Below are 18985 nucleotides of genomic sequence, written 5' to 3'. Positions count from 1 at the left end.
GGGTGTCGGCGCCGCTCCGTAGACTGGCCCCGTGAGCGAGCACCGTCCTTCCGACCAGCCCGGCGAGTACGACGATTTCGATGAGATCGTCGGCGCCGAGACCGACCGTGATCCCGACCTGGCGGTGATCGAGGCCGGCAGCCGTACCCTGCGCGCCGTGGCGGGCCCGGCGGCGGCCGACGACATTCCGGCCCGTCCCGAGGATCCGGAGGTGGACAGGGCGCTGCGCGCCGTCGAGCAGGACCTCGCGGGACGCTGGGGCGAGACCAAGCTCGACCCGTCCATCGAGCGGATCCAGGCGCTGATGGACGTGCTGGGTGATCCCCAGCGCGCCTATCCCTCGATCCACATCACGGGGACCAACGGCAAGACGTCCACGGCGCGCATGATCGAGGCGCTGCTCGGAGCGTTCGAGCTGCGCACCGGCCGGTACACCAGCCCCCATGTCCAGTCGGTCACCGAGCGGATCAGCCTGGACGGCGCTCCGATCTCCGCCGAGCGGTTCATCGAGACGTACGACGACATCAAGGCGTATGTCGAGATGGTGGACGGCACGCAGGAGCACCGGCTCTCCTTCTTCGAGGTGCTGACCGGCATGGCGTACGCGGCCTTCGCGGACGCGCCGGTGGACGCGGCCGTCGTCGAGGTCGGCATGGGCGGAAGCTGGGACGCGACCAATGTCATCGACGGGTCCGTCGCGGTCATCACGCCCATCGCGCTGGACCATGTGGACCGGCTGGGCTCCACGACCGGCGAGATCGCCGTGGAGAAGGCCGGGATCATAAAGCCGGGGGCGACGGTGATCCTGGCGCAGCAGCCGGTGGACGCCGCCCAGGCGATGCTCAAGAGGGCCGTCGAGGTGGACGCGACGGTCGCCCGCGAAGGCATGGAGTTCGGTGTCGTCGACCGGGAGATCGCGGTCGGCGGCCAGCTCCTGACCCTGCGCGGCCTCGGCGGACAGTACGAGCAGGTCTTCCTCCCGCTGTACGGCGCGCACCAGGCGCACAACGCGGCGGTGGCGCTCGCCGCCGTGGAGGCGTTCTTCGGCATCGGCGCCCAGCACGCCCGTCCGCTGGACATGGACACCGTCCGCAAGGCGTTCGCCTCGGTCTCCTCGCCGGGCCGGCTGGAGGTCGTACGGCGGTCGCCGACGGTGGTGCTGGACGCGGCGCACAATCCGGCCGGGGCCCGCGCGGCGGCCGAGGGCATCACCGAGTCGTTCGGCTTCAGCCGGCTGATCGGGGTGGTCGGCGCCAGCGACGACAAGGACGTCCGGGGGGTCCTGGAGGCGCTGGAGCCGATCTGCGCGGAGCTGGTCGTCACGCAGAACTCCAGCCATCGCGCGATGGACGCCGACGAGCTGGCCACGATCGCCGTCGAGGTCTTCGGCGACGACCGGGTCCAGGTCGAGCCGCGTCTTGACGACGCCCTGGAGGCGGCGATCACGCTCGCCGAGGAGGAGTCCGAGTTCGCGGGCGCCGGAGTGCTGGTGACCGGCTCGGTGATCACGGTCGGCGAGGCCCGGCTGCTTCTGAGGAGGTCCTGACCCCATGCGTACGCTCTGCGCTTCCACTCTTCTCGGCGAGTTCTTCGTCATCGGGTTCGCCGGACTCGTCGCGATGAAGTCGGACGACCTGTCCATGGGCACGGTCTGGACGGTCTGCGGGGTGGCCATGCTGCTGTCCCTGCTGCTCTGCGGGGTGATCACCCGCCCCGGTGGCGTACAGCTCGGCTGGGCGCTCCAGATCGCACTGATCGCGAGCGGCTTCGTGGTGCCGGTGATGTTCTTCCTCGGCGCGGCCTTCGCGGGGCTGTGGTGGGCCTCGGTGCACTACGGCCGCAAGGTGGACGAGGCGAAGGCGCGCTGGGCCGCCCAGGCGCAGGCGCGGTAGGGGGCCCGGTGTCCGGGCTCCGGCCGCCCGGCTCGTACGACGGTGGCCGACGCACCCCGGCGGTGAGCCGTGGTCCGGGTGCCGAGGGCCCCGCGGCTGCCGGTAGCCTCACACCCACCGCACCTTTTTTGCCTGCAAGGAGCCGCACACCATGACCCAGCGCACTCTTGTCCTCCTGAAGCCGGACGCCGTCCGGCGCGGACTCGTGGGCGAGATCATCGGCCGTATCGAGCGCAAGGCGGGCTGGACGATCGGCGCGCTGGAGCTGCGCACGCTCGACCAGGAGACGCTGGAGCAGCACTACGGCGAGCACAAGGGCAAGCCCTTCTACGAGCCGCTGGTCGAGTTCATGGCCTCGGGCCCGGTCGTCGCGCTCGTCGTCGAGGGCGAGCGGGTCATCGAGGGTGTCCGCGCGCTCGCCGGCCCGACTGACCCGATCGCCGCAGCGCCCGGGTCCATCCGGGGGGACTTCGGCACCATCGTCCGGGAGAACCTGATCCACGCTTCGGACTCCGAGGAGTCCGCCATTCGGGAACTCAAGCTTTTCTTTCCCGGTCTTTCCTGACCGAGAGTCATCCGAACGGCGCTGTTCGCCTGTGGCGACCGAAGGAATTCGGTCGCCTTTGGGCATATGCGGACCTGTTCCGGGAACGCATCGGTCCAACGCATCGTCACCCTTACTGAGGCGGGCCACCGCGCCGCCGCCGTGCAGGCGGCACTACGATGGAAGCCTCCAAGCCAAAGCACCCACTTCGCCATCCTGAAAAGCCGTCAACGCTCGATTTGGGAAGGCCAGACGCATCCTCATGGGGAACAACATGTCGTTCATCGGCCGTGACATGGCTGTCGACCTCGGGACCGCCAACACGCTGGTGTACGTCAGGGGCCGGGGGATCGTACTCAACGAGCCGTCCGTGGTCGCCATCAACACCAACACTGGCGGCATTCTCGCGGTCGGCGCCGAAGCGAAGAAGATGATCGGCCGGACACCGGGCAACATCGTTGCCGTCCGGCCACTGAAGGACGGCGTGATCGCCGACTTCGAGATCACCGAGCGCATGCTGCGTTACTTCATCCTGAAGATCCACAAGCGCCGCTATCTGGCCCGTCCGCGGGTCGTCATCTGTGTGCCCTCGGGCATCACGGGTGTCGAGCGCCGCGCCGTCATTGAGGCGTCCACCCAGGCGGGCGCACGCCAGGTGCACATCATCGAAGAGCCCATGGCGGCGGCGATCGGCGCCGGGCTCCCCGTCCACGAGGCCACCGGCAACATGGTGGTGGACATCGGCGGCGGTACCACCGAGGTCGCCGTGATCTCCCTCGGAGGAATCGTCACAGCACAGTCCATCCGGGTCGCCGGTGACGAGCTGGACAACGCGATCATCCAGCACATCAAGAAGGAGTACTCGCTCCTCCTCGGTGAGCGGACCGCCGAGAGCATCAAGATCACCATCGGCTCGGCGTACGACCTCGACAATGACGAGCACACCGAGATCCGCGGCCGGGACCTGGTCTCCGGCCTGCCGAAGACCGTGGTCATCTCCGCGGCCGAGGTGCGCAAGGCCATCGAGGAACCGGTCAACGCGATCGTCGACGCCGTGAAGACGACGCTCGACAAGTGCCCGCCGGAACTGTCCGGCGATGTGATGGACCGTGGGATCGTGCTCACCGGCGGTGGCGCACTGCTCCGCGGTCTCGACGAGAGGCTGCGCCGGGAGACCGGTATGCCCATCCACATCGCCGAGGACCCGCTGGACTCCGTCGCGCTCGGATCCGGCAAGTGTGTCGAGGAGTTCGAGGCGCTTCAGCAGGTGCTGGACGCGCAGCCCCGGCGGTGACCCGATGGCACCGGCCCGCTGTCCTTCCGAGCCCGGCCCACGCGTGGGGCCGGGCGGGCCTTCTGCCACACTTCCGGAGTCCCCGGTCTGGTGGGACCTTCGGTATGGGGCCATGAATCCCCGTATGGCGGAACGTTGATATACAAGCTGAATCATTCCTACGAGGAAGGCACGGCCGCCGCACGTGAGGGACACACGAGAGAGCCGTTTGCTCCTGGTGCTGCTGATCGCCATCGCGTTCGCACTGATCACGGTGGATATCCGCGGTGGTGATGAATCCCCGGTCGAAGGCGCGCGGCGGACCGCCGCGACGGTTTTCGGTCCGGTGGAGGACGGTGTCGCGTCCGCGGTCAATCCGGTCGGCAATGTCATCGGAGCCATAAGGGATTCCGGTGCGCGGCACGACCGCATCAGCGTGCTCCAGCAGGAGAACGCCGCGCTCAAACAGCGGCTCGGCAGCGACGACCGCAACCGCAGCCGGGTGCGCGAACTCGACGCCATGCTCGCGAAGGCGGGCGCCGGCCAGTACGGGATCAAGGGCGCCGAGGTCATCGCCATAGGAGCGGCCCAGGGCTTCTCCTGGACGGTCACCATCGACATCGGCGCCAACGACGGCATCAAGCGCGACATGACCGTCCTCAACGGCGAGGGCCTGGTCGGCCGCGTCACCACCGTCGGCCCGCACACCGCGACCGTACTGCTGGCCAACGACCCGGACTTCACCGTCGGCACCCGGATGGAGAAGTCCGACGAACTGGGCTTCGCCACCGGGCAGGGCGACCGTCCGCTCTCCGTCCAGCTCCTCAACGGCAAGTCCAAGGTGAAGAAGGGCGACCGGCTGGTCACCTTCGGCTCCAGCAGGGACAAGCCCTTCGTGCCCGGCGTCCCGGTCGGCGAGGTCGTCCGGGTCGACCCGTCCGGCGGCGACCTCACCAGGACCATCTACGTACGCCCCTTCGTCGGCTTCACCAAGCTCGACCTCGTCGGTGTCGTCGTCGTGGCACCCCGCGAGGACCCGCGCGACACGGTCCTGCCGCCCAAGCCCAAGCCCGTTCCCACGCCCACCGTCACCGTCACGGTCACTCCGTCGCCGGACGCCGGCGCCGACACCGAAGCCGAAGCCAACGCGGACGACGCGGGCGCGGACCCCGGTACCGACCAAGACGACGATCTGGAGTAGAGCTGATCCCCATGCGCTTCAACCGGCTGCTGCTCTCGACCACGCTGGTCGTGGTGGCCCTGGTCATCCAGGTGTCCGTTCTCTCCCGCCTTCAGCTCCCCGGCGCCGTGCCCGATCTGATGCTGCTCGTCGTCCTCGCGCTGGCCTTTGTGTACGGGCCCGTGAGCGGCGCGCTCATCGGCTTCGGCGCCGGACTGCTGACCGACCTGGCCCCGCCCGCCGACCACGCCGCCGGGCGGTACGCCCTGGTGCTCTGTGTGATCGGCTATCTGGCGGGCGTCTCCCGGCCCGAGAAGGGCCAGCTCAAATCGGCGTTCCGGCCGATGATCCTGGTCGTTGTCGCGGCGGTCGGCACGACGCTGCTGTACGCGCTGGTCGGCGCGCTCGTCGGGGACACCGCCGCCCGCCATGTCGGCCTCTTCAGCCTGCTGTTCACGGCCGCGCTCTACGATCTGCTGCTCGCGCCGTTCACCGTGCCGGTGGTCATGTGGCTGGCGAGACGGGCCGACAACGATCCCCTCGCCGAACCGAAGAGCAGCAACGGTTCCGACATCGCGGGCGGCTGGCTCGCCGGCGGCACCGGGCTGCGGATCGGCGGTCAGCGCGGCGCGCTGCGGATCAGGGCCGCCCGCAACCGCGCGGCGCGGGCCGGACGTATCAAGGGGGTCAAGCGACTGTGAGTCCGCAGCACCCGGCGGCCGGCGCGGAGACGCCTCCGCGTGCGGCCCGCCCACTTTCCGGCCGTACCACTCGTGGGGGCGCGCAGTGAGCAACATCCCGGAGACCGGGCGGACCTCCCGGGTCCAGATCCGGCTCGTCGTCATCCAGGTCCTTGTCTTCTCCCTGCTGTTCACCCTCGGCGGCCGGCTCTGGTACCTCCAGATCCGCAACGGCCAGGAGTACACGGACGAGGCCAAGAACAACCACGTCCAGCAGGTCGTTCAGCCGGCCGTGCGCGGCTCGATCCTCGACTCGCGCGGTGTCCCCATGGCCGACAACGAGACCCGGCTCGTGGTCTCCGCCAGCCGCACCGAGCTGATGAAGATGGACGACGACGGCAAGGCCGTGATGGCCCGGCTGGCCGATGTCCTCGACATGAAGCCCAAAGACGTGATGGACAAGGTCCGGCTCTGCGACTCGAAGACGCCACAGCCCTGCTGGAACGGTTCGCCTTTCCAGCCGATCCCCGTCACCGACGAGGCCACCACCCAGCAGGCCCTCCAGATCCGCGAGCGCGCCGAGGACTTCCCCGGCATCACGGCGGAGCCCACCGCCGTACGCCGCTATCCCGCGCCAGGACTGGCCAACACCTCCCAGGTCCTCGGCTATCTCTCACCCGTCACCGACGAGGAGATCACCAAGGCCAAGGACACCGACTCGCCGTATCTGCGCTCCGACCAGGTCGGCAGGTCGGGCCTTGAGCGCACCTACGACAAGCAGCTCCGCGGCGACGCCGGGGTCACCCGCTACGAGGTCGACAACCTCGGCCGGGTCATCGGCCGGGCGCGCAGCGACGACGCCCAGCCCGGCGCCAATGTCGTCACCTCGATAGACGCACGTGTCCAGGCCGTCGCCGAGTACGAGCTCAACGAGGCGATGAAGGCCGCCCGCAAGGAGATGGACCGCAACACCGGCACGCACTACAAGGCGGACTCGGGCGCCGTCGTCGTCATGGAGGCGAAGACCGGCCGCGTCGTCGCGATGGCCTCCCAGCCGACGTACGACCCCAACGCCTGGGTCGGCGGCATCTCCGCCAAGGACTACGCCCGGCTCACCGGCAAGAAGTCCAACTTCCCGCTGCTCAACCGGGCCATCCAGGGCCAGGCGGCCCCCGGCTCCATCTTCAAGGTCGTCTCGTCCACCGCCGCGGTCAACGCCGGATACGACTTCAACGGCAACTACCCCTGCCCCAGTTCGTACTCCGTCGGCGGCCAGGTCTTCCAGAACTTCGAGTCCCGCGGCTACGGCAGCATCACCATCGGCAAGGCCCTCGAAGTCTCCTGCGACACCGTCTACTACGGCATCGCGCACAAGGAGTGGATGAAGGACGGTGGTATGAAGCCCAAGCACCCGAAGGACTGGTTCTACCGGACCGCCCACCAGTTCGGCCTCGGCAAGGAGACCGGAATCGACCTCCCCAACGAGGTCACCGGGCGCATCCCGGACCGCCAGTGGAAGAAGAGCTTCTGGGCGGCCAACAAGGACTCCTGGTGCAGGCAGGGCAAGAAGGGCGGCACCTATGTGCAGCGGCTCGCCTACGAGGGCTGCCTCGAAGGCGACCGGATGCGCGCCGGTGACTCCGTGAACTACTCGATCGGCCAGGGCGACACACTCGTCACCCCGATCCAGATGGCCACGATCTACTCCGCCATCTCCAACGGCGGCACCCTCTACAACCCGGTCGTCGGCAAGGCGATCATCAGCGCCGACGGCAAGCAGGTGGAAGAGATCGCGCCCAAGTCGCACGGCAGGCTGCCGATGAACGCGAAGACGCGCGACCAGATCGACGAGGCACTCGCGGCGGTGGCCACCCGCGGCTCCGCCGCCTGGCGGTTCGGCGGCTGGCCGCAGGACAAGATCCCGATGCACGCCAAGACGGGTACCGCCGAGGTCTACGGCAAGCAGACCACCTCCTGGTTCGCCTCGTACACCAGGGACTACACGATCGTCATGACGATCTCCCAGGGTGGTACGGGTTCCGGGGCGTCGGGCCCCGCCGTCCGCAATATCTACGAGGCGATGTACGGCCTGGACAAGAAGGGCAACCAGGACCTGAAGAAGGCCCTGATGCCCGAGCCGCGCAAGACACTGCCCAAGATCGAGCCCGACGGACAGATCGAGGCGCCGGCGATCAGGCCGTACGAGCCTCCGAAGAACCCGGAAGAGCCCCAGGTGCTCGCCGGCCCGCCCGCTCGGAGGGACTGAACGATGGCCGGCACAGGTGGCTTCACCGTCTCCGGATACGGTCCGCAGCGCAGTGCGTGGGCGCGGCTCGCGGCCCGCGACTCCCTGGCGCGCCGACTCGACTGGCCGCTGCTCTTCTCGGCACTGGCGCTCTCCCTCGTCGGCTCCCTGCTGGTCTGGTCCGCGACCAGGAACCGCACCCAGCTCAACCAGGGCGACCCGTACTACTTCCTGCTCCGTCATCTCCTCAACACCGGTATCGGCTTCGCCCTGATGGTCGGCGCGATCTGGCTCGGGCACCGCACCCTGCGCGGCGCTGTGCCGGCGCTGTACGGACTCTCCGTACTGCTGGTCGTGCTGGTCCTCACCCCGCTCGGCGCCACCATCAACGGCGCCCACGCCTGGATCGTCATCGGCGGCGGCTTCTCGCTCCAGCCCTCCGAGTTCGTGAAGGTCACGATCATCCTGGGCATGGCGATGATCCTGGCCGCCCGGGTGGACGCCGGGGACCAGGTCCATCCGGACCACAAGACCGTCGCCAAGTCCCTGCTGGTGGCGGTCATTCCGATGGTGATCGTCATGCTGATGCCGGACCTCGGCTCGGTGATGGTCATGGTCGTCATCGTGCTCGGCGTGCTGCTCGCCTCCGGCGCCTCCAACCGCTGGGTCTTCGGCCTGGTCCTGGCCGGTGCGATCGGAGCCGTCACGGTCGCCGCGCTCGGCGTACTCGACGAATACCAGATCAACCGCTTCGCGGCCTTCGCCAATCCGGAGCTGGACCCGGCCGGTGTCGGCTACAACACCAACCAGGCGCGCATCGCGATCGGCTCCGGCGGCCTCACCGGCACCGGGCTCTTCCACGGCTCCCAGACCACCGGGCAGTTCGTGCCCGAGCAGCAGACCGACTTCGTCTTCACGGTCGCGGGTGAGGAGCTGGGCTTCGTCGGCGCAGGTCTGATCCTGGTGCTGCTCGGTGTCGTCATGTGGCGCGCCTGCCGGATCGCCCGGGAGACGACCGAGCTGTACGGCACGATCGTCGCGGCCGGAATCATCGCCTGGTTCGCGTTCCAGTCCTTCGAGAACGTCGGCATGACCCTCGGCATCATGCCGGTGGCGGGTCTGCCGCTGCCGTTCGTGTCGTACGGCGGCACATCGATGTTCGCCGTCTGGATCGCCGTCGGACTGCTCCAGTCCATCAAGGTGCAGCGACCGCTGTCGGCCTGATGAATCCCCCTGTCGCCGGACCGCCACATGGCGGTCCGGCGATGCGTTGCGGTGATTAGACCTCGCCCATCCGGTTAGGTTCGTTATATGGCGGACACCAAACGAGAGATCGAGCGGAAGTACGAACTCCCCGAGCGTCCCAAGGGCGGCGACCAGCCCGGACTGCCGGACCTCCACGGCGTCAAGGGAGTCTCGGCCGTCGCCGGGCGCGGCGTGGTGGAACTCGACGCCGTCTACTACGACACCGCCGATCTGCGGCTCTCCGCCGGCTCCCTCGCGCTGCGCCGCAGAGAGGGCGGCGCCGACGAGGGCTGGCATCTCAAGTTCCCCGTGTCCACCGGCATCCGCGACGAGATCCAGGCGCCACTCGCCGACACCGTCCCGGACGAGCTGTCCGGCCTGCTGCGCTCCCACATCCGCGACGCCGAACTGGTCCCCGTCGTGCGCCTGATGTCCTCCCGGGACATCAGCGAGCTGCTCGACGCCAAGGGCGCGCTGCTCGCCGAGGTGAGCGTCGACACCGTCCGCGCGGAGCGCCTCACCGCGGACCCCGCCACCACCTCCTGGACCGAAGTGGAGGTGGAACTGGCCGACGACGCCGACCCGGCGCTCCTGGACGCGGTGGAGAAGAAGCTCCGCAAGGCGGGACTGCGCCCGGCGTCCTGGGACTCGAAGCTGGGCAGGGCCCTGGGCGCGCGGCCGTCCGGCCGGTCCGACGGGGCGGAGCCGAACACGAAGCCGAAGCCGAACACGAAGAACACAAAGAACACGAAGAACACGAACACGAAGCGCGCGGAGCCGGCCACCGCCGGGGACCATGTGCTGGCCTATCTGCGGGCCCAGGCCGACGCGATCGTCACCCAGGACCCCGCCGTCCGCCGCGACCTGCCGGATTCGGTGCACCAGATGCGGGTCGCCTGCCGCCGGATGCGCTCGGCCTTCCGCACGTACCGCAAGGTCCTCGACCGGTCCGCCACCGACCCGATCGCCGAAGAACTCAAGTGGCTCGCGTCGGAGCTGGGCGTCAGCAGGGACCACGAGGTCCTCAACCGGCGGCTGCGCGGGGAGGTCGACGCGGTCCCCGAGACCGAGCTCCTCGGCCCGGTGCGGGCCCGGCTCCAGATCTGGGACGCCGCCCTGCGGGCCGAAGCGCGGAGCAGGACCCTCGCCGTCCTCGACAGCGAGCGGTATCTGGCCCTGCTGAACACACTGGACGCGCTGCTCGCCGACCCGCCGCTGCGGCCCGCCGCCGGCGGACCGGCCGCGAAGGTGCTGCCCAAGGCGATCCTGAAGGACTACGACCGCCTCGCGGCCCGGGTCGAGCTCGCGCTGAGCCTGCCGCCGGGCCGGGACCGGGACCTCGCCCTGCACGACGCCCGCAAGGCCGCCAAGCGCGTCCGGTACGCCGCCGAGGCGGCCAGGCCCGCCCTGGGCAAGCCCGCCAAGCGGTTCGCCAAGCGGACCAAGGCCGTGCAGAACGTCCTCGGTGACCATCAGGACAGCGTGGTGGCCCGCGAGACCCTGCGGACCCTCGCCGTCAAGGCGCACGCGGCCGGCGAGTCCGCCTTCACCTGGGGACTGCTCTACGGCCGGGAGGAGGCGCGCGGGGCGCGCCGTGAGCGGGAGCTGCCGGAGGTATGGGCGCGGGTGGCCGCCGGGAAGTGGCGGGCGGCGCTGACCGGGTGACCACCGGGGTAGGCTGAATGGTCACCCCTGTCAGCCACGAAAGATCGCCGTGATGCCTGCCGATTCGGTCTTCCCGCAGCTCGAAGCCCTGCTCCCGCATGTGCAGAAGCCGATCCAGTACGTCGGCGGTGAGCTCAACTCCACCGTCAAGCCGTGGGAGAGCTGCGACGTCCGCTGGGCGCTCATGTACCCCGACGCGTACGAGGTCGGTCTGCCCAACCAGGGCGTCATGATCCTCTACGAGGTGCTGAACGAACGGGAGGGCGTGCTCGCCGAGCGCACCTACAGCGTCTGGCCGGACCTCGAAGAGCTGATGCGCGAGCACAAAGTGCCGCAGTTCACCGTCGACTCGCACCGGCCGGTCGGTGCCTTCGACGTATTCGGTCTGAGCTTCTCGACCGAGCTGGGTTACACCAATATGCTCACGGCGCTCGATCTGGCGGGCATCCCGCTGGAGTCGCGCGACCGGACGGTCGACCACCCGATCGTGGTCGCGGGCGGACACGCGGCCTTCAACCCGGAGCCCGTCGCGGACTTCATCGACTGCGCGGTCATCGGCGACGGCGAACAGGCCGTCCTGGAGATCACTGAGATCATCCGCGCCTGGAAGGCCGAGGGCCGCCCCGGCGGGCGCGAGGAGGTCCTCTTCCGCCTCGCCAGGACCGGCGGCGTCTATGTGCCGGGCTTCTACGACGTCGAGTACCTCCCGGACGGCCGCATCGGCCGCGTCGTACCCAACCGGTCCGGCGTGCCGTGGCGGGTGTCCAAGCACACCGTGATGGACCTCGACGAGTGGCCGTACCCGAAGCAGCCCCTCGTGCCGCTCGCCGAGACCGTCCACGAGCGGATGTCCGTGGAGATCTTCCGCGGCTGCACCCGCGGCTGCCGCTTCTGCCAGGCCGGCATGATCACCCGCCCGGTGCGCGAGCGCAGCATCACCGGCATCGGCGAGATGGTCGAGAAGGGCCTGAAGGCCACCGGTTTCGAGGAGGTCGGCCTGCTCTCGCTGTCCTCGGCGGACCACAGCGAGATCGGCGACATCGCCAAGGGGCTGGCCGACCGGTACGAGGCGGACAAGGTGGGCCTGTCCCTCCCGTCCACCCGGGTCGACGCCTTCAACGTCGATCTCGCCAACGAGCTGACCAGGAACGGCCGCCGCTCCGGTCTGACCTTCGCCCCCGAGGGCGGCTCCGAGCGCATGCGCAAGGTCATCAACAAGATGGTCTCGGAGGAGGACCTGATCCGTACGGTCTCCACGGCCTACGGCAACGGCTGGCGGCAGGTGAAGCTGTACTTCATGTGCGGGCTGCCCACCGAGACCGACGAGGACGTCCTCCAGATCGGTGACATGGCCGTCAAGGTCATCGCCGAGGGCCGCAAGGTGTCCGGACAGAACGACATCCGCTGCACGGTGTCCATCGGCGGCTTCGTGCCCAAGCCGCACACGCCGTTCCAGTGGGCGCCGCAGCTCAGCGCGGAGGAGACCGACGCCCGCCTGGAGAAGCTGCGCGACAAGATCCGCGGCGACAAGAAGTACGGCCGCTCGATCGGCTTCCGCTACCACGACGGCCGGCCCGGCATCATCGAGGGCCTGCTGTCCCGCGGCGACCGGCGCGTCGGCGCGGTCATCCGCGCGGTCTACGAGGACGGCGGGCGCTTCGACGGCTGGCGTGAACACTTCTCGTACGACCGGTGGATGGCCTGCGCCGAGAAGACACTGCCGGACTTCGGTGTGGACGTCGCCTGGTACACGACACGTGAGCGCACCTACGAAGAGGTGCTGCCCTGGGACCACCTGGACTCCGGCCTCGACAAGGACTGGCTCTGGGACGACTGGCAGGACTCGCTCGACGAGACCGAGGTCGAGGACTGCCGCTGGACGCCGTGCTTTGACTGCGGTGTGTGTCCGCAGCTCGACACCTCCATCCAGATCGGCCCGACCGGCAAGAAGCTGCTTCCGCTCACCGTGAAGTGACCTCGCCCCGGGGGCCGGCCCAGGGCCGAAAGCCCTGGCCCGGCCCCCTCGCGCGGGGGCACAATGGCGTGATGCCGCAGCTCATCGCCCCGGACGTCCGGGTCCACGCCTCCTTCCTCGACGCGATCAAGGAGTACGTCGAAGACGACAACGGCGAGCGGGCACTGCTGGTGCACGAGATGGAGGAGTACGCCTCCGGCTGGCACCGGCCCGAGGTCTTCGCCGGCTATGTGGCCCGGCTGAACGCCGAACCCTTCGAGGAGACCCCGCGCGTCGACGGATGGGTCCCCAGCACCACGCTCTGGTACGTCGAGGGCGACACCTTCCTCGGCCGCCTCACCGTCCGCCACCGGCTCACCCCCTACCTGTACGAACTGGGCGGCCACATCGGCTACTCCGTACGCCCCACCGCCCGCCGGCAGGGACACGCGAAGGCCATGCTCGCCGAGGCGCTGCCCGTCGCCCGCGGCCTCGGGATCGACGCGGTCCTGGTGACCTGCGACACCACCAACACACCCTCGCGCAAGGTGATAGAGGCGGCCGGCGGTGTCCTGGAGGACGAACGCGGCGGGAAGCTGCGCTTCTGGATAAGGACGGGCCGCTGAGCGGTCCGCCCGCCCGACGGGCCGCCGGGAATGCGACGAACCGACCCGCGTGTGGGACCGCACAGCGCACAACGACGTGTGTCCGCAACACCGGGTTTTGGCGCCGTCGGCGCGGGAATCGGTCTGTTGGCCACCGGCGGACGCTGTCGGCGGCCGTGGACTCACCCAGCGTGCCCGGCCTGTGGAACCAATGACGGGCCGGGCGCGTACTCTGGGTAGTACAACGATCGTCCCCGGTGCGGAGCCCGCACCCGAGATCTCCTTGCAGAAGCGGGGCTGAACCCGGGAACCGGGGTCGCCCGCACGTCCGAGGGCGGCGCGTCAGCGCGTACCGCCCCGCACCGAGGAGAAGAACCACTGGGCAAGCGACAGCCCGAAGGCCCGCCGCCCGCACCGGCGGTGCAGCGCATCCGACTGCGCTACACCAAGCGCGGCCGCCTCCGGTTTACCAGCCACCGTGATTTTCAGCGCGCCTTCGAGCGGGCGCTGCGCCGCGCCGAGGTGCCCATGGCGTACTCGGCGGGGTTCACCCCGCATCCCAAGGTGTCGTACGCCAATGCCGCACCCACCGGCACGGGCAGCGAGGCCGAATTCCTGGAGATCGCCCTGGCGGAGGCGCGCGATCCCGGCACCCTGCGTGAACTGCTCGACGCGTCACTGCCGGCCGGTCTCGACATCATCGACGCCGTCGAGGCCCGGACATCCGGCCTCGCCGACCGGCTGACCGCTTCCGTCTGGGAGCTGCGACTGGACGGCGTCGATCCGGAAGAGGCCGCACGCGCTGTGGCCGCCTTCCTCGCCGCCGAGACGGTCGAGGTCGAACGCCGTACGAAGAACGGTCTGCGGACCTTCGACGCACGGAGCGCCGTGGCCGGTCTGCGGATCGTCGATCCGGGGTCGGCCGAGGCCGCCGACTCCCTCGGAGCGGCTGCCCCCGCCCCCGTCAATAGGCCGGGGGACGGCCCCTGTGCGATACTGCGGCTGGTTGTTCGGCACGTGACACCTGCCGTCCGACCCGACGACGTCCTGTCCGGTCTCCGAGCTGTGGCCGACCTGGCGCCGCCGGTCCCCGCTGCGGTGACCAGGCTGGCGCAGGGGCTCTTCGACGAGGAGTCCGGCACGGTGACCGACCCGCTCGCGCCCGACCGCGAGGCAGTCATGGCCGCCCTCAAGGGTGCCGGACCCGCCGCCGCGAAGGCGCCGGAAGGTGCGGGTACCGCGTAGGGCGGTCGTTGTAGCGCAGCCCTGGCACTCGGGAGCCACCTGGGTCGGGCAGCGCACTGACAGAAGACTTTCGCCAGGCCGTACGTACATCGCGTAGGGAACCGGCGAGCCAGACATAACAGCTCCCGTGCGGCGCCCGCGCCCCGGACGGCGGCATTCGCGCACTGCGCGGGCCGCGGCCGGACCGGAATCAGGCGCGGCGCCCGGGAGCGTGACGGGAGAACCGCCCGCATGCTTGAGCCCACCGAACCCGGTACACCCGGGACCACCGACGAAGACAACAACACACCCAGCGACACGCTGCCACCGCGCCGCAGGCGCCGCGCCGCGTCCCGTCCGGCGGGCCCGCCCGCCGGGGCCACGGACGGCGCGAACGCCGACGACGCCGTGACGGCCGAGCCCGCGGAAGCGGCGGCTGCCGAAGAGGTACCGGCGCCGCGTGCGCGCCGCCGTGCGACACGCAAGACCGCGGCCCCCGAGGTGACCGCCGAGCAGCCGGCGGCCGTCGGGTCCACCGCCGAGGAGAGCCCGGCCGAGGAGGCCGTGCCCGCTCCCCGTACCCGCCGTCGCGCCACCCGTAAGGCCACCGCACCGGCGGCCGAGGCGAGCGGCGAGAGCACCGACGAGTCGTCGGTGACGGCCGAGACCCCCGTGACGGAAGAGCCCGCGCCGCCGCGTGCGCGCCGCCGCGCCACCCGTAAGGTCGCCGCTCCCGAGGTCACCGCCGAGCCGGCCGAGGCCGCCGTGGCGCCGCCGGTCGCGACCGCGCCGCCGGTCGCGACCGACCCGGCCGAGGAGGCCCCGGCTCCGGCCGGCCGTACCCGCCGGCGCGCCACCCGCAGGGCTACCGCGCCCGCCGGTGCGCCCGGGACCGACGAGATCGCGTCCGCCGCGGGCGAGCGGCTGCCGCAGGACTCCGTCGCGCAGATCACCGCCGACGAGGCGGAGGTCCAGGCGGCCGAGAAGGCCGCCACGCGTGGCCGTACGCGCCGCAGGGCGGCCACCGCCGAGCAGAGCGCCGAGCCCGCGACCCGGTCCGTGCCGGAGCAGGCCAGGGAGAAGGAGACCGAGGCACCGGAGCGTTCGCGCCGCCGCGCGACCCGGCCCGCCCTGGCCGTCTTCCAGGCGCCGGTCTTCACCGAGCCGATGTTCCAGACGCCCGAGACGGCCGCCGCCGCGGCTGCCGCCGGTTATGTCCGGGACGCCGACCCGGACGAGGACGCGGAGGACGAGACCGAGATCACGGCAGCGGCCGAGCCCGCCGCGGTACCCGAGCCCGTGGGCCGTCGCCGTCGTCGCCGCCGTGGCGACGCAGAGCCCGTCGAGGCCGCCCCGGCCGCCGAAGAGGCGCCGCGAGGGGACGACGCCGAGCCCGGCGTCGAGGCCGAGTCCGACGTGGCCGCCGAGCCCGGTGACGCCGACGAGTCGGACGAGGCTGCCGAGGCCGCCGAGTACGACGACCGTCCCTCACGGCGCCGCCGCCGTGGTGGCCGGCGCCGCCGCCGTGGCGAGTCCGCGGACGCGGAGGACACGACCGATGAGCTGTCGGAGGAGCCCGCCGGGCACGCCGACGACGAAGCGGACGCGGAGGACGCGGAGGACACCGGCGACGCCGACGACGCCGAAGACGCCGACCACAACGACATCGAGGCTTCCTCGGGCGGGGGTTCCTCCAGCAGCCGTCGTCGCCGTCGTCGTCGTCGCCGCAGTGGTGACGGCGGGACCGAGGCCGAGACCGGTCAGGACGACCCGGAGCGTACGGTCGTCAAGGTGCGCGAGCCCCGCGAGCGTCGGGCCAAGGAGACCAGGGACGGCAGGGACGGCCGGGACGGCAGGGACGGCAGGGATACTGAGCCCGGCACCGGCGTCGACGAGGTCCAGTCGATCAAGGGCTCGACCCGGCTGGAGGCCAAGAAGCAGCGCCGCCGCGAGGGGCGCGAGCAGGGCCGCCGCAGGGTGCCGATCATCACGGAGGCGGAGTTCCTCGCCCGCCGTGAGGCCGTCGAGCGGGTGATGGTCGTCCGCCAGCACGGCGAGCGCACCCAGATCGGCGTGCTTGAGGACAATGTGCTCGTCGAGCACTACGTCAACAAGGAGCAGGCCACCAGCTACGTCGGCAATGTCTACCTGGGCAAGGTGCAGAACGTACTGCCGTCCATGGAGGCCGCCTTCGTCGACATCGGCAAGGGACGCAACGCCGTCCTGTACGCCGGTGAGGTCAACTTCGAGGCGCTGGGCATGGCCAACGGCCCGCGCCGGATCGAGACCGCGCTCAAGTCCGGCCAGTCGGTGCTCGTCCAGGTGACGAAGGACCCGATCGGCCACAAGGGCGCGCGTCTGACCAGCCAGGTGTCCCTCCCGGGCCGCTATCTGGTCTATGTGCCCGAGGGCTCGATGACCGGGATCAGCCGCAAGCTGCCCGACACCGAGCGGGCCCGGCTGAAGACCATCCTCAAGAAGATCGTCCCCGAGGACGCGGGCGTCATCGTCCGTACGGCCGCGGAGGGTGCCAGCGAGGACGAGCTGCGGCGGGACGTCGAGCGGCTCCAGTCGCAGTGGGAGGACATCAAGAAGAAGGCGAAGACGGGCAACGCCCCGACTCTTCTCTACGGTGAGCCCGACATGACCGTCCGGGTCGTCCGCGACATCTTCAACGAGGACTTCTCCAAGGTCATCGTGAGCGGCGACGAGGCGTGGGGGACCATCCACGGCTATGTCGCGCACGTCGCGCCGGATCTGTCGGACCGGCTCCAGCGGTGGACGAGCGAGGTCGACGTCTTCGCGACCTACCGCATCGACGAGCAGCTCATGAAGGCGCTGGACCGCAAGGTCTGGCTGCCGAGCGGTGGTTCGCTGGTGATCGACAAGACCGAGGCCATGATCGTGGTCGACGTCAACACCGGGAAGTTCACCGGCCAGGGCGGAAACCTGGAGGAGACCGTCACCAGGAACAACCTGGAGGCGGCCGAGGAGATCGTGCGCCAGCTCCGGCTGCGCGACCTGGGCGGCATCGTCGTCATCGACTTCATCGACATGGTGCTGGAGTCCAACCGGGACCTGGTGCTGCGGCGGCTGCTGGAGTGCCTGGGCCGGGACCGGACGAAGCACCAGGTCGCCGAGGTCACCTCGCTGGGCCTGGTGCAGATGACCCGGAAGCGGGTCGGCCAGGGTCTGCTGGAGTCGTTCTCCGAGACCTGTGTCCACTGCAACGGCCGCGGTGTGATCGTCCACATGGAGCAGCCCACGGCGGCCGGTGGCGGCGGCAACGGCAAGCGCGCCAAGAAGCGCGGCCGTGGCGGCTCCGCGGGGACGGACCACGGGCACGAGGCCGACAGCGGTCAGGACCTCGGCACCGAGCACGATCACGACCACGAATACATCTCGATCGCGGCGGAGTCCGAGGCCGAGGTCGCGGCCGAGGCGGCGGCTCCGCTGGCGCTGCCCGAGCCGGAGTTCGCCCCGGACGAGGAGCTGTTCAGCAGCGTGGCGGAGGCCGAGGCGGCTGTCCGCGGCCGCTCCCGCCGCCGGGCCTCGCGCAAGGCGTCGGCCCCGGCCGGCGCGCCGAGGAGTGCCGAGCCCACGACGGGCGCGGAGGCTCCCGTGGCCGAGACGTCCTTCGAGGCACCGGCCGCCGAGCCGGAGCCGGAGGCGCCCGTGGCGGACGAGGCGGCTCCCCGGGGCCGTACGCGCCGCCGGGCCACCCGCAAGGCGACGGCTCCGGCCGGTTCGCCGAAGGCGGTCGAGACGTCGGACGCCGAGGTGGTCCTGCCCGTACAGCCCGAGGCCGTACCGGAGCCGGTCGCGCCCGAGCCGGTCGTGACCGAGGCGCCCGTCGCCGAGGAGGCGCCGGCCGTGGCTCCGCCGCGGGCCCGTCGCCGGGTCACCCGCAAGGTCACCGCACCGGCCGGAGCGCCCGCGGGCGCCGAGGAGGCGGCGGTGGTCGTGGTGGCGGCGGCCAAGCCCACGGAATCAGACGCATCAGACGCATCCGCTGAGTCCGCCGAGGCGTCCGTACCGGACGAGCCGTCCGCGCCGGCCAAGAAGACGGTCCGCAAGACCGCCAAGAAGGCCGCCACCGCGAAGAAGACGGCCGCCAAGAAGACGACGGCCAAGAAGACCGCGGCGAAGAAGACGACGGCCAAGAAGACGACCAAGTCGGCGGCGAAGAAGACCGCGGCGGCCGAGCAGCAGGCGCCCTCCGGCGTCACGGCCTCCACGGAGGACTGAGCACCTTCGACGGCGGCCCGCCGTCCGGACCCGGGATTCCGGGCACGGACGGCGGGCCGGGTCCGTTCGCCACCAGGGACCTGGTTTGACCCCCTGGACGGCGGCCCCGTACTCTAAACCTTCGGCGTGTTCCAATGCGCGCCCACTCCTGAGCACCCACCTCCCGGACTTCCGGGGGAGGCCGCTCGTCCTGTCAGGATCGCCACGGGCCCCGGCCCGTGCGGGCGGCT

At 70.6% G+C, this 18985-nt stretch carries 13 protein-coding genes; all 13 read left to right on the top strand.

Translation table 11 applies throughout. The features are described from left to right. The first annotated feature begins 31 nt into the window (after positions 1 to 31). Complete coding sequence (locus tag ABZ707_RS15920) at positions 32 to 1546, top strand: folylpolyglutamate synthase/dihydrofolate synthase family protein (RefSeq protein ID WP_360174020.1); 1515 nt, start codon at positions 32 to 34, stop codon at positions 1544 to 1546. A gap of 4 nt (positions 1547 to 1550) precedes the next feature. Beyond that, positions 1551 to 1892, top strand: coding sequence for a DUF4233 domain-containing protein (locus tag ABZ707_RS15915; protein WP_360174017.1), 342 nt, complete (start codon positions 1551 to 1553; stop codon positions 1890 to 1892). Positions 1893 to 2043: 151 nt separating this feature from the next. Then, complete coding sequence (ndk, locus tag ABZ707_RS15910; protein WP_360174015.1) at positions 2044 to 2457, top strand: nucleoside-diphosphate kinase; 414 nt, start codon at positions 2044 to 2046, stop codon at positions 2455 to 2457. Positions 2458 to 2710: 253 nt separating this feature from the next. Beyond that, a complete protein-coding gene (locus ABZ707_RS15905; protein ID WP_319678510.1) occupies positions 2711 to 3730 on the top strand; it encodes a rod shape-determining protein in 1020 nt (339 codons plus the stop codon). 184 nt (positions 3731 to 3914) lie between these two features. Next, on the top strand, positions 3915 to 4910 hold the full coding sequence (gene mreC, locus ABZ707_RS15900; RefSeq protein WP_360174012.1) for a rod shape-determining protein MreC: 996 nt from the start codon (positions 3915 to 3917) through the stop codon (positions 4908 to 4910). A gap of 11 nt (positions 4911 to 4921) precedes the next feature. Next, positions 4922 to 5590: a rod shape-determining protein MreD gene (gene mreD / locus ABZ707_RS15895; RefSeq protein ID WP_360174009.1), complete on the top strand. Its 669-nt coding sequence runs from the start codon at positions 4922 to 4924 to the stop codon at positions 5588 to 5590. 85 nt (positions 5591 to 5675) lie between these two features. Then, positions 5676 to 7835: a penicillin-binding protein 2 gene (gene mrdA, locus ABZ707_RS15890; protein WP_360174006.1), complete on the top strand. Its 2160-nt coding sequence runs from the start codon at positions 5676 to 5678 to the stop codon at positions 7833 to 7835. A 3-nt stretch (positions 7836 to 7838) separates the two neighbouring features. Beyond that, positions 7839 to 9038, top strand: coding sequence for a rod shape-determining protein RodA (gene rodA / locus ABZ707_RS15885; protein ID WP_360174003.1), 1200 nt, complete (start codon positions 7839 to 7841; stop codon positions 9036 to 9038). Between the two features lie 87 nt (positions 9039 to 9125). After that, positions 9126 to 10724: a CYTH and CHAD domain-containing protein gene (locus ABZ707_RS15880; RefSeq protein WP_360174000.1), complete on the top strand. Its 1599-nt coding sequence runs from the start codon at positions 9126 to 9128 to the stop codon at positions 10722 to 10724. Between the two features lie 52 nt (positions 10725 to 10776). Then, positions 10777 to 12699, top strand: coding sequence for a TIGR03960 family B12-binding radical SAM protein (locus ABZ707_RS15875; RefSeq protein ID WP_360173997.1), 1923 nt, complete (start codon positions 10777 to 10779; stop codon positions 12697 to 12699). A 71-nt stretch (positions 12700 to 12770) separates the two neighbouring features. Next, positions 12771 to 13304, top strand: coding sequence for a GNAT family N-acetyltransferase (locus tag ABZ707_RS15870; protein WP_360173994.1), 534 nt, complete (start codon positions 12771 to 12773; stop codon positions 13302 to 13304). Positions 13305 to 13703: 399 nt separating this feature from the next. Beyond that, positions 13704 to 14528: a TIGR03936 family radical SAM-associated protein gene (locus ABZ707_RS15865; protein WP_360173991.1), complete on the top strand. Its 825-nt coding sequence runs from the start codon at positions 13704 to 13706 to the stop codon at positions 14526 to 14528. Positions 14529 to 14759: 231 nt separating this feature from the next. Continuing rightward, complete coding sequence (locus tag ABZ707_RS15860; RefSeq protein ID WP_360173988.1) at positions 14760 to 18755, top strand: Rne/Rng family ribonuclease; 3996 nt, start codon at positions 14760 to 14762, stop codon at positions 18753 to 18755. Positions 18756 to 18985 lie beyond the last annotated feature (230 nt).

This window comes from Streptomyces sp. NPDC006923, assembly GCF_040635655.1.
Classification (GTDB): Bacteria; Actinomycetota; Actinomycetes; order Streptomycetales; family Streptomycetaceae; genus Streptomyces.
Note: the sequence above shows the minus strand (reverse complement) of the source record. Positions and strands in the feature narration are given on the sequence as shown.

What these genes read in the sequence shown, in the direction of transcription:
- ABZ707_RS15915 (WP_360174017.1), top strand. Translation starts at nt 1,551, where the DNA reads ATGCGTACGCTCTGCGCTTCCACTCTTCTCGGCGAGTTCTTCGTCATC.
- ndk (WP_360174015.1), top strand. Translation starts at nt 2,044, where the DNA reads ATGACCCAGCGCACTCTTGTCCTCCTGAAGCCGGACGCCGTCCGGCGC.
- ABZ707_RS15905 (WP_319678510.1), top strand. Translation starts at nt 2,711, where the DNA reads ATGTCGTTCATCGGCCGTGACATGGCTGTCGACCTCGGGACCGCCAAC.
- mreD (WP_360174009.1), top strand. Translation starts at nt 4,922, where the DNA reads ATGCGCTTCAACCGGCTGCTGCTCTCGACCACGCTGGTCGTGGTGGCC.
- rodA (WP_360174003.1), top strand. Translation starts at nt 7,839, where the DNA reads ATGGCCGGCACAGGTGGCTTCACCGTCTCCGGATACGGTCCGCAGCGC.
- ABZ707_RS15880 (WP_360174000.1), top strand. Translation starts at nt 9,126, where the DNA reads ATGGCGGACACCAAACGAGAGATCGAGCGGAAGTACGAACTCCCCGAG.
- ABZ707_RS15875 (WP_360173997.1), top strand. Translation starts at nt 10,777, where the DNA reads ATGCCTGCCGATTCGGTCTTCCCGCAGCTCGAAGCCCTGCTCCCGCAT.
- ABZ707_RS15870 (WP_360173994.1), top strand. Translation starts at nt 12,771, where the DNA reads ATGCCGCAGCTCATCGCCCCGGACGTCCGGGTCCACGCCTCCTTCCTC.
- ABZ707_RS15860 (WP_360173988.1), top strand. Translation starts at nt 14,760, where the DNA reads ATGCTTGAGCCCACCGAACCCGGTACACCCGGGACCACCGACGAAGAC.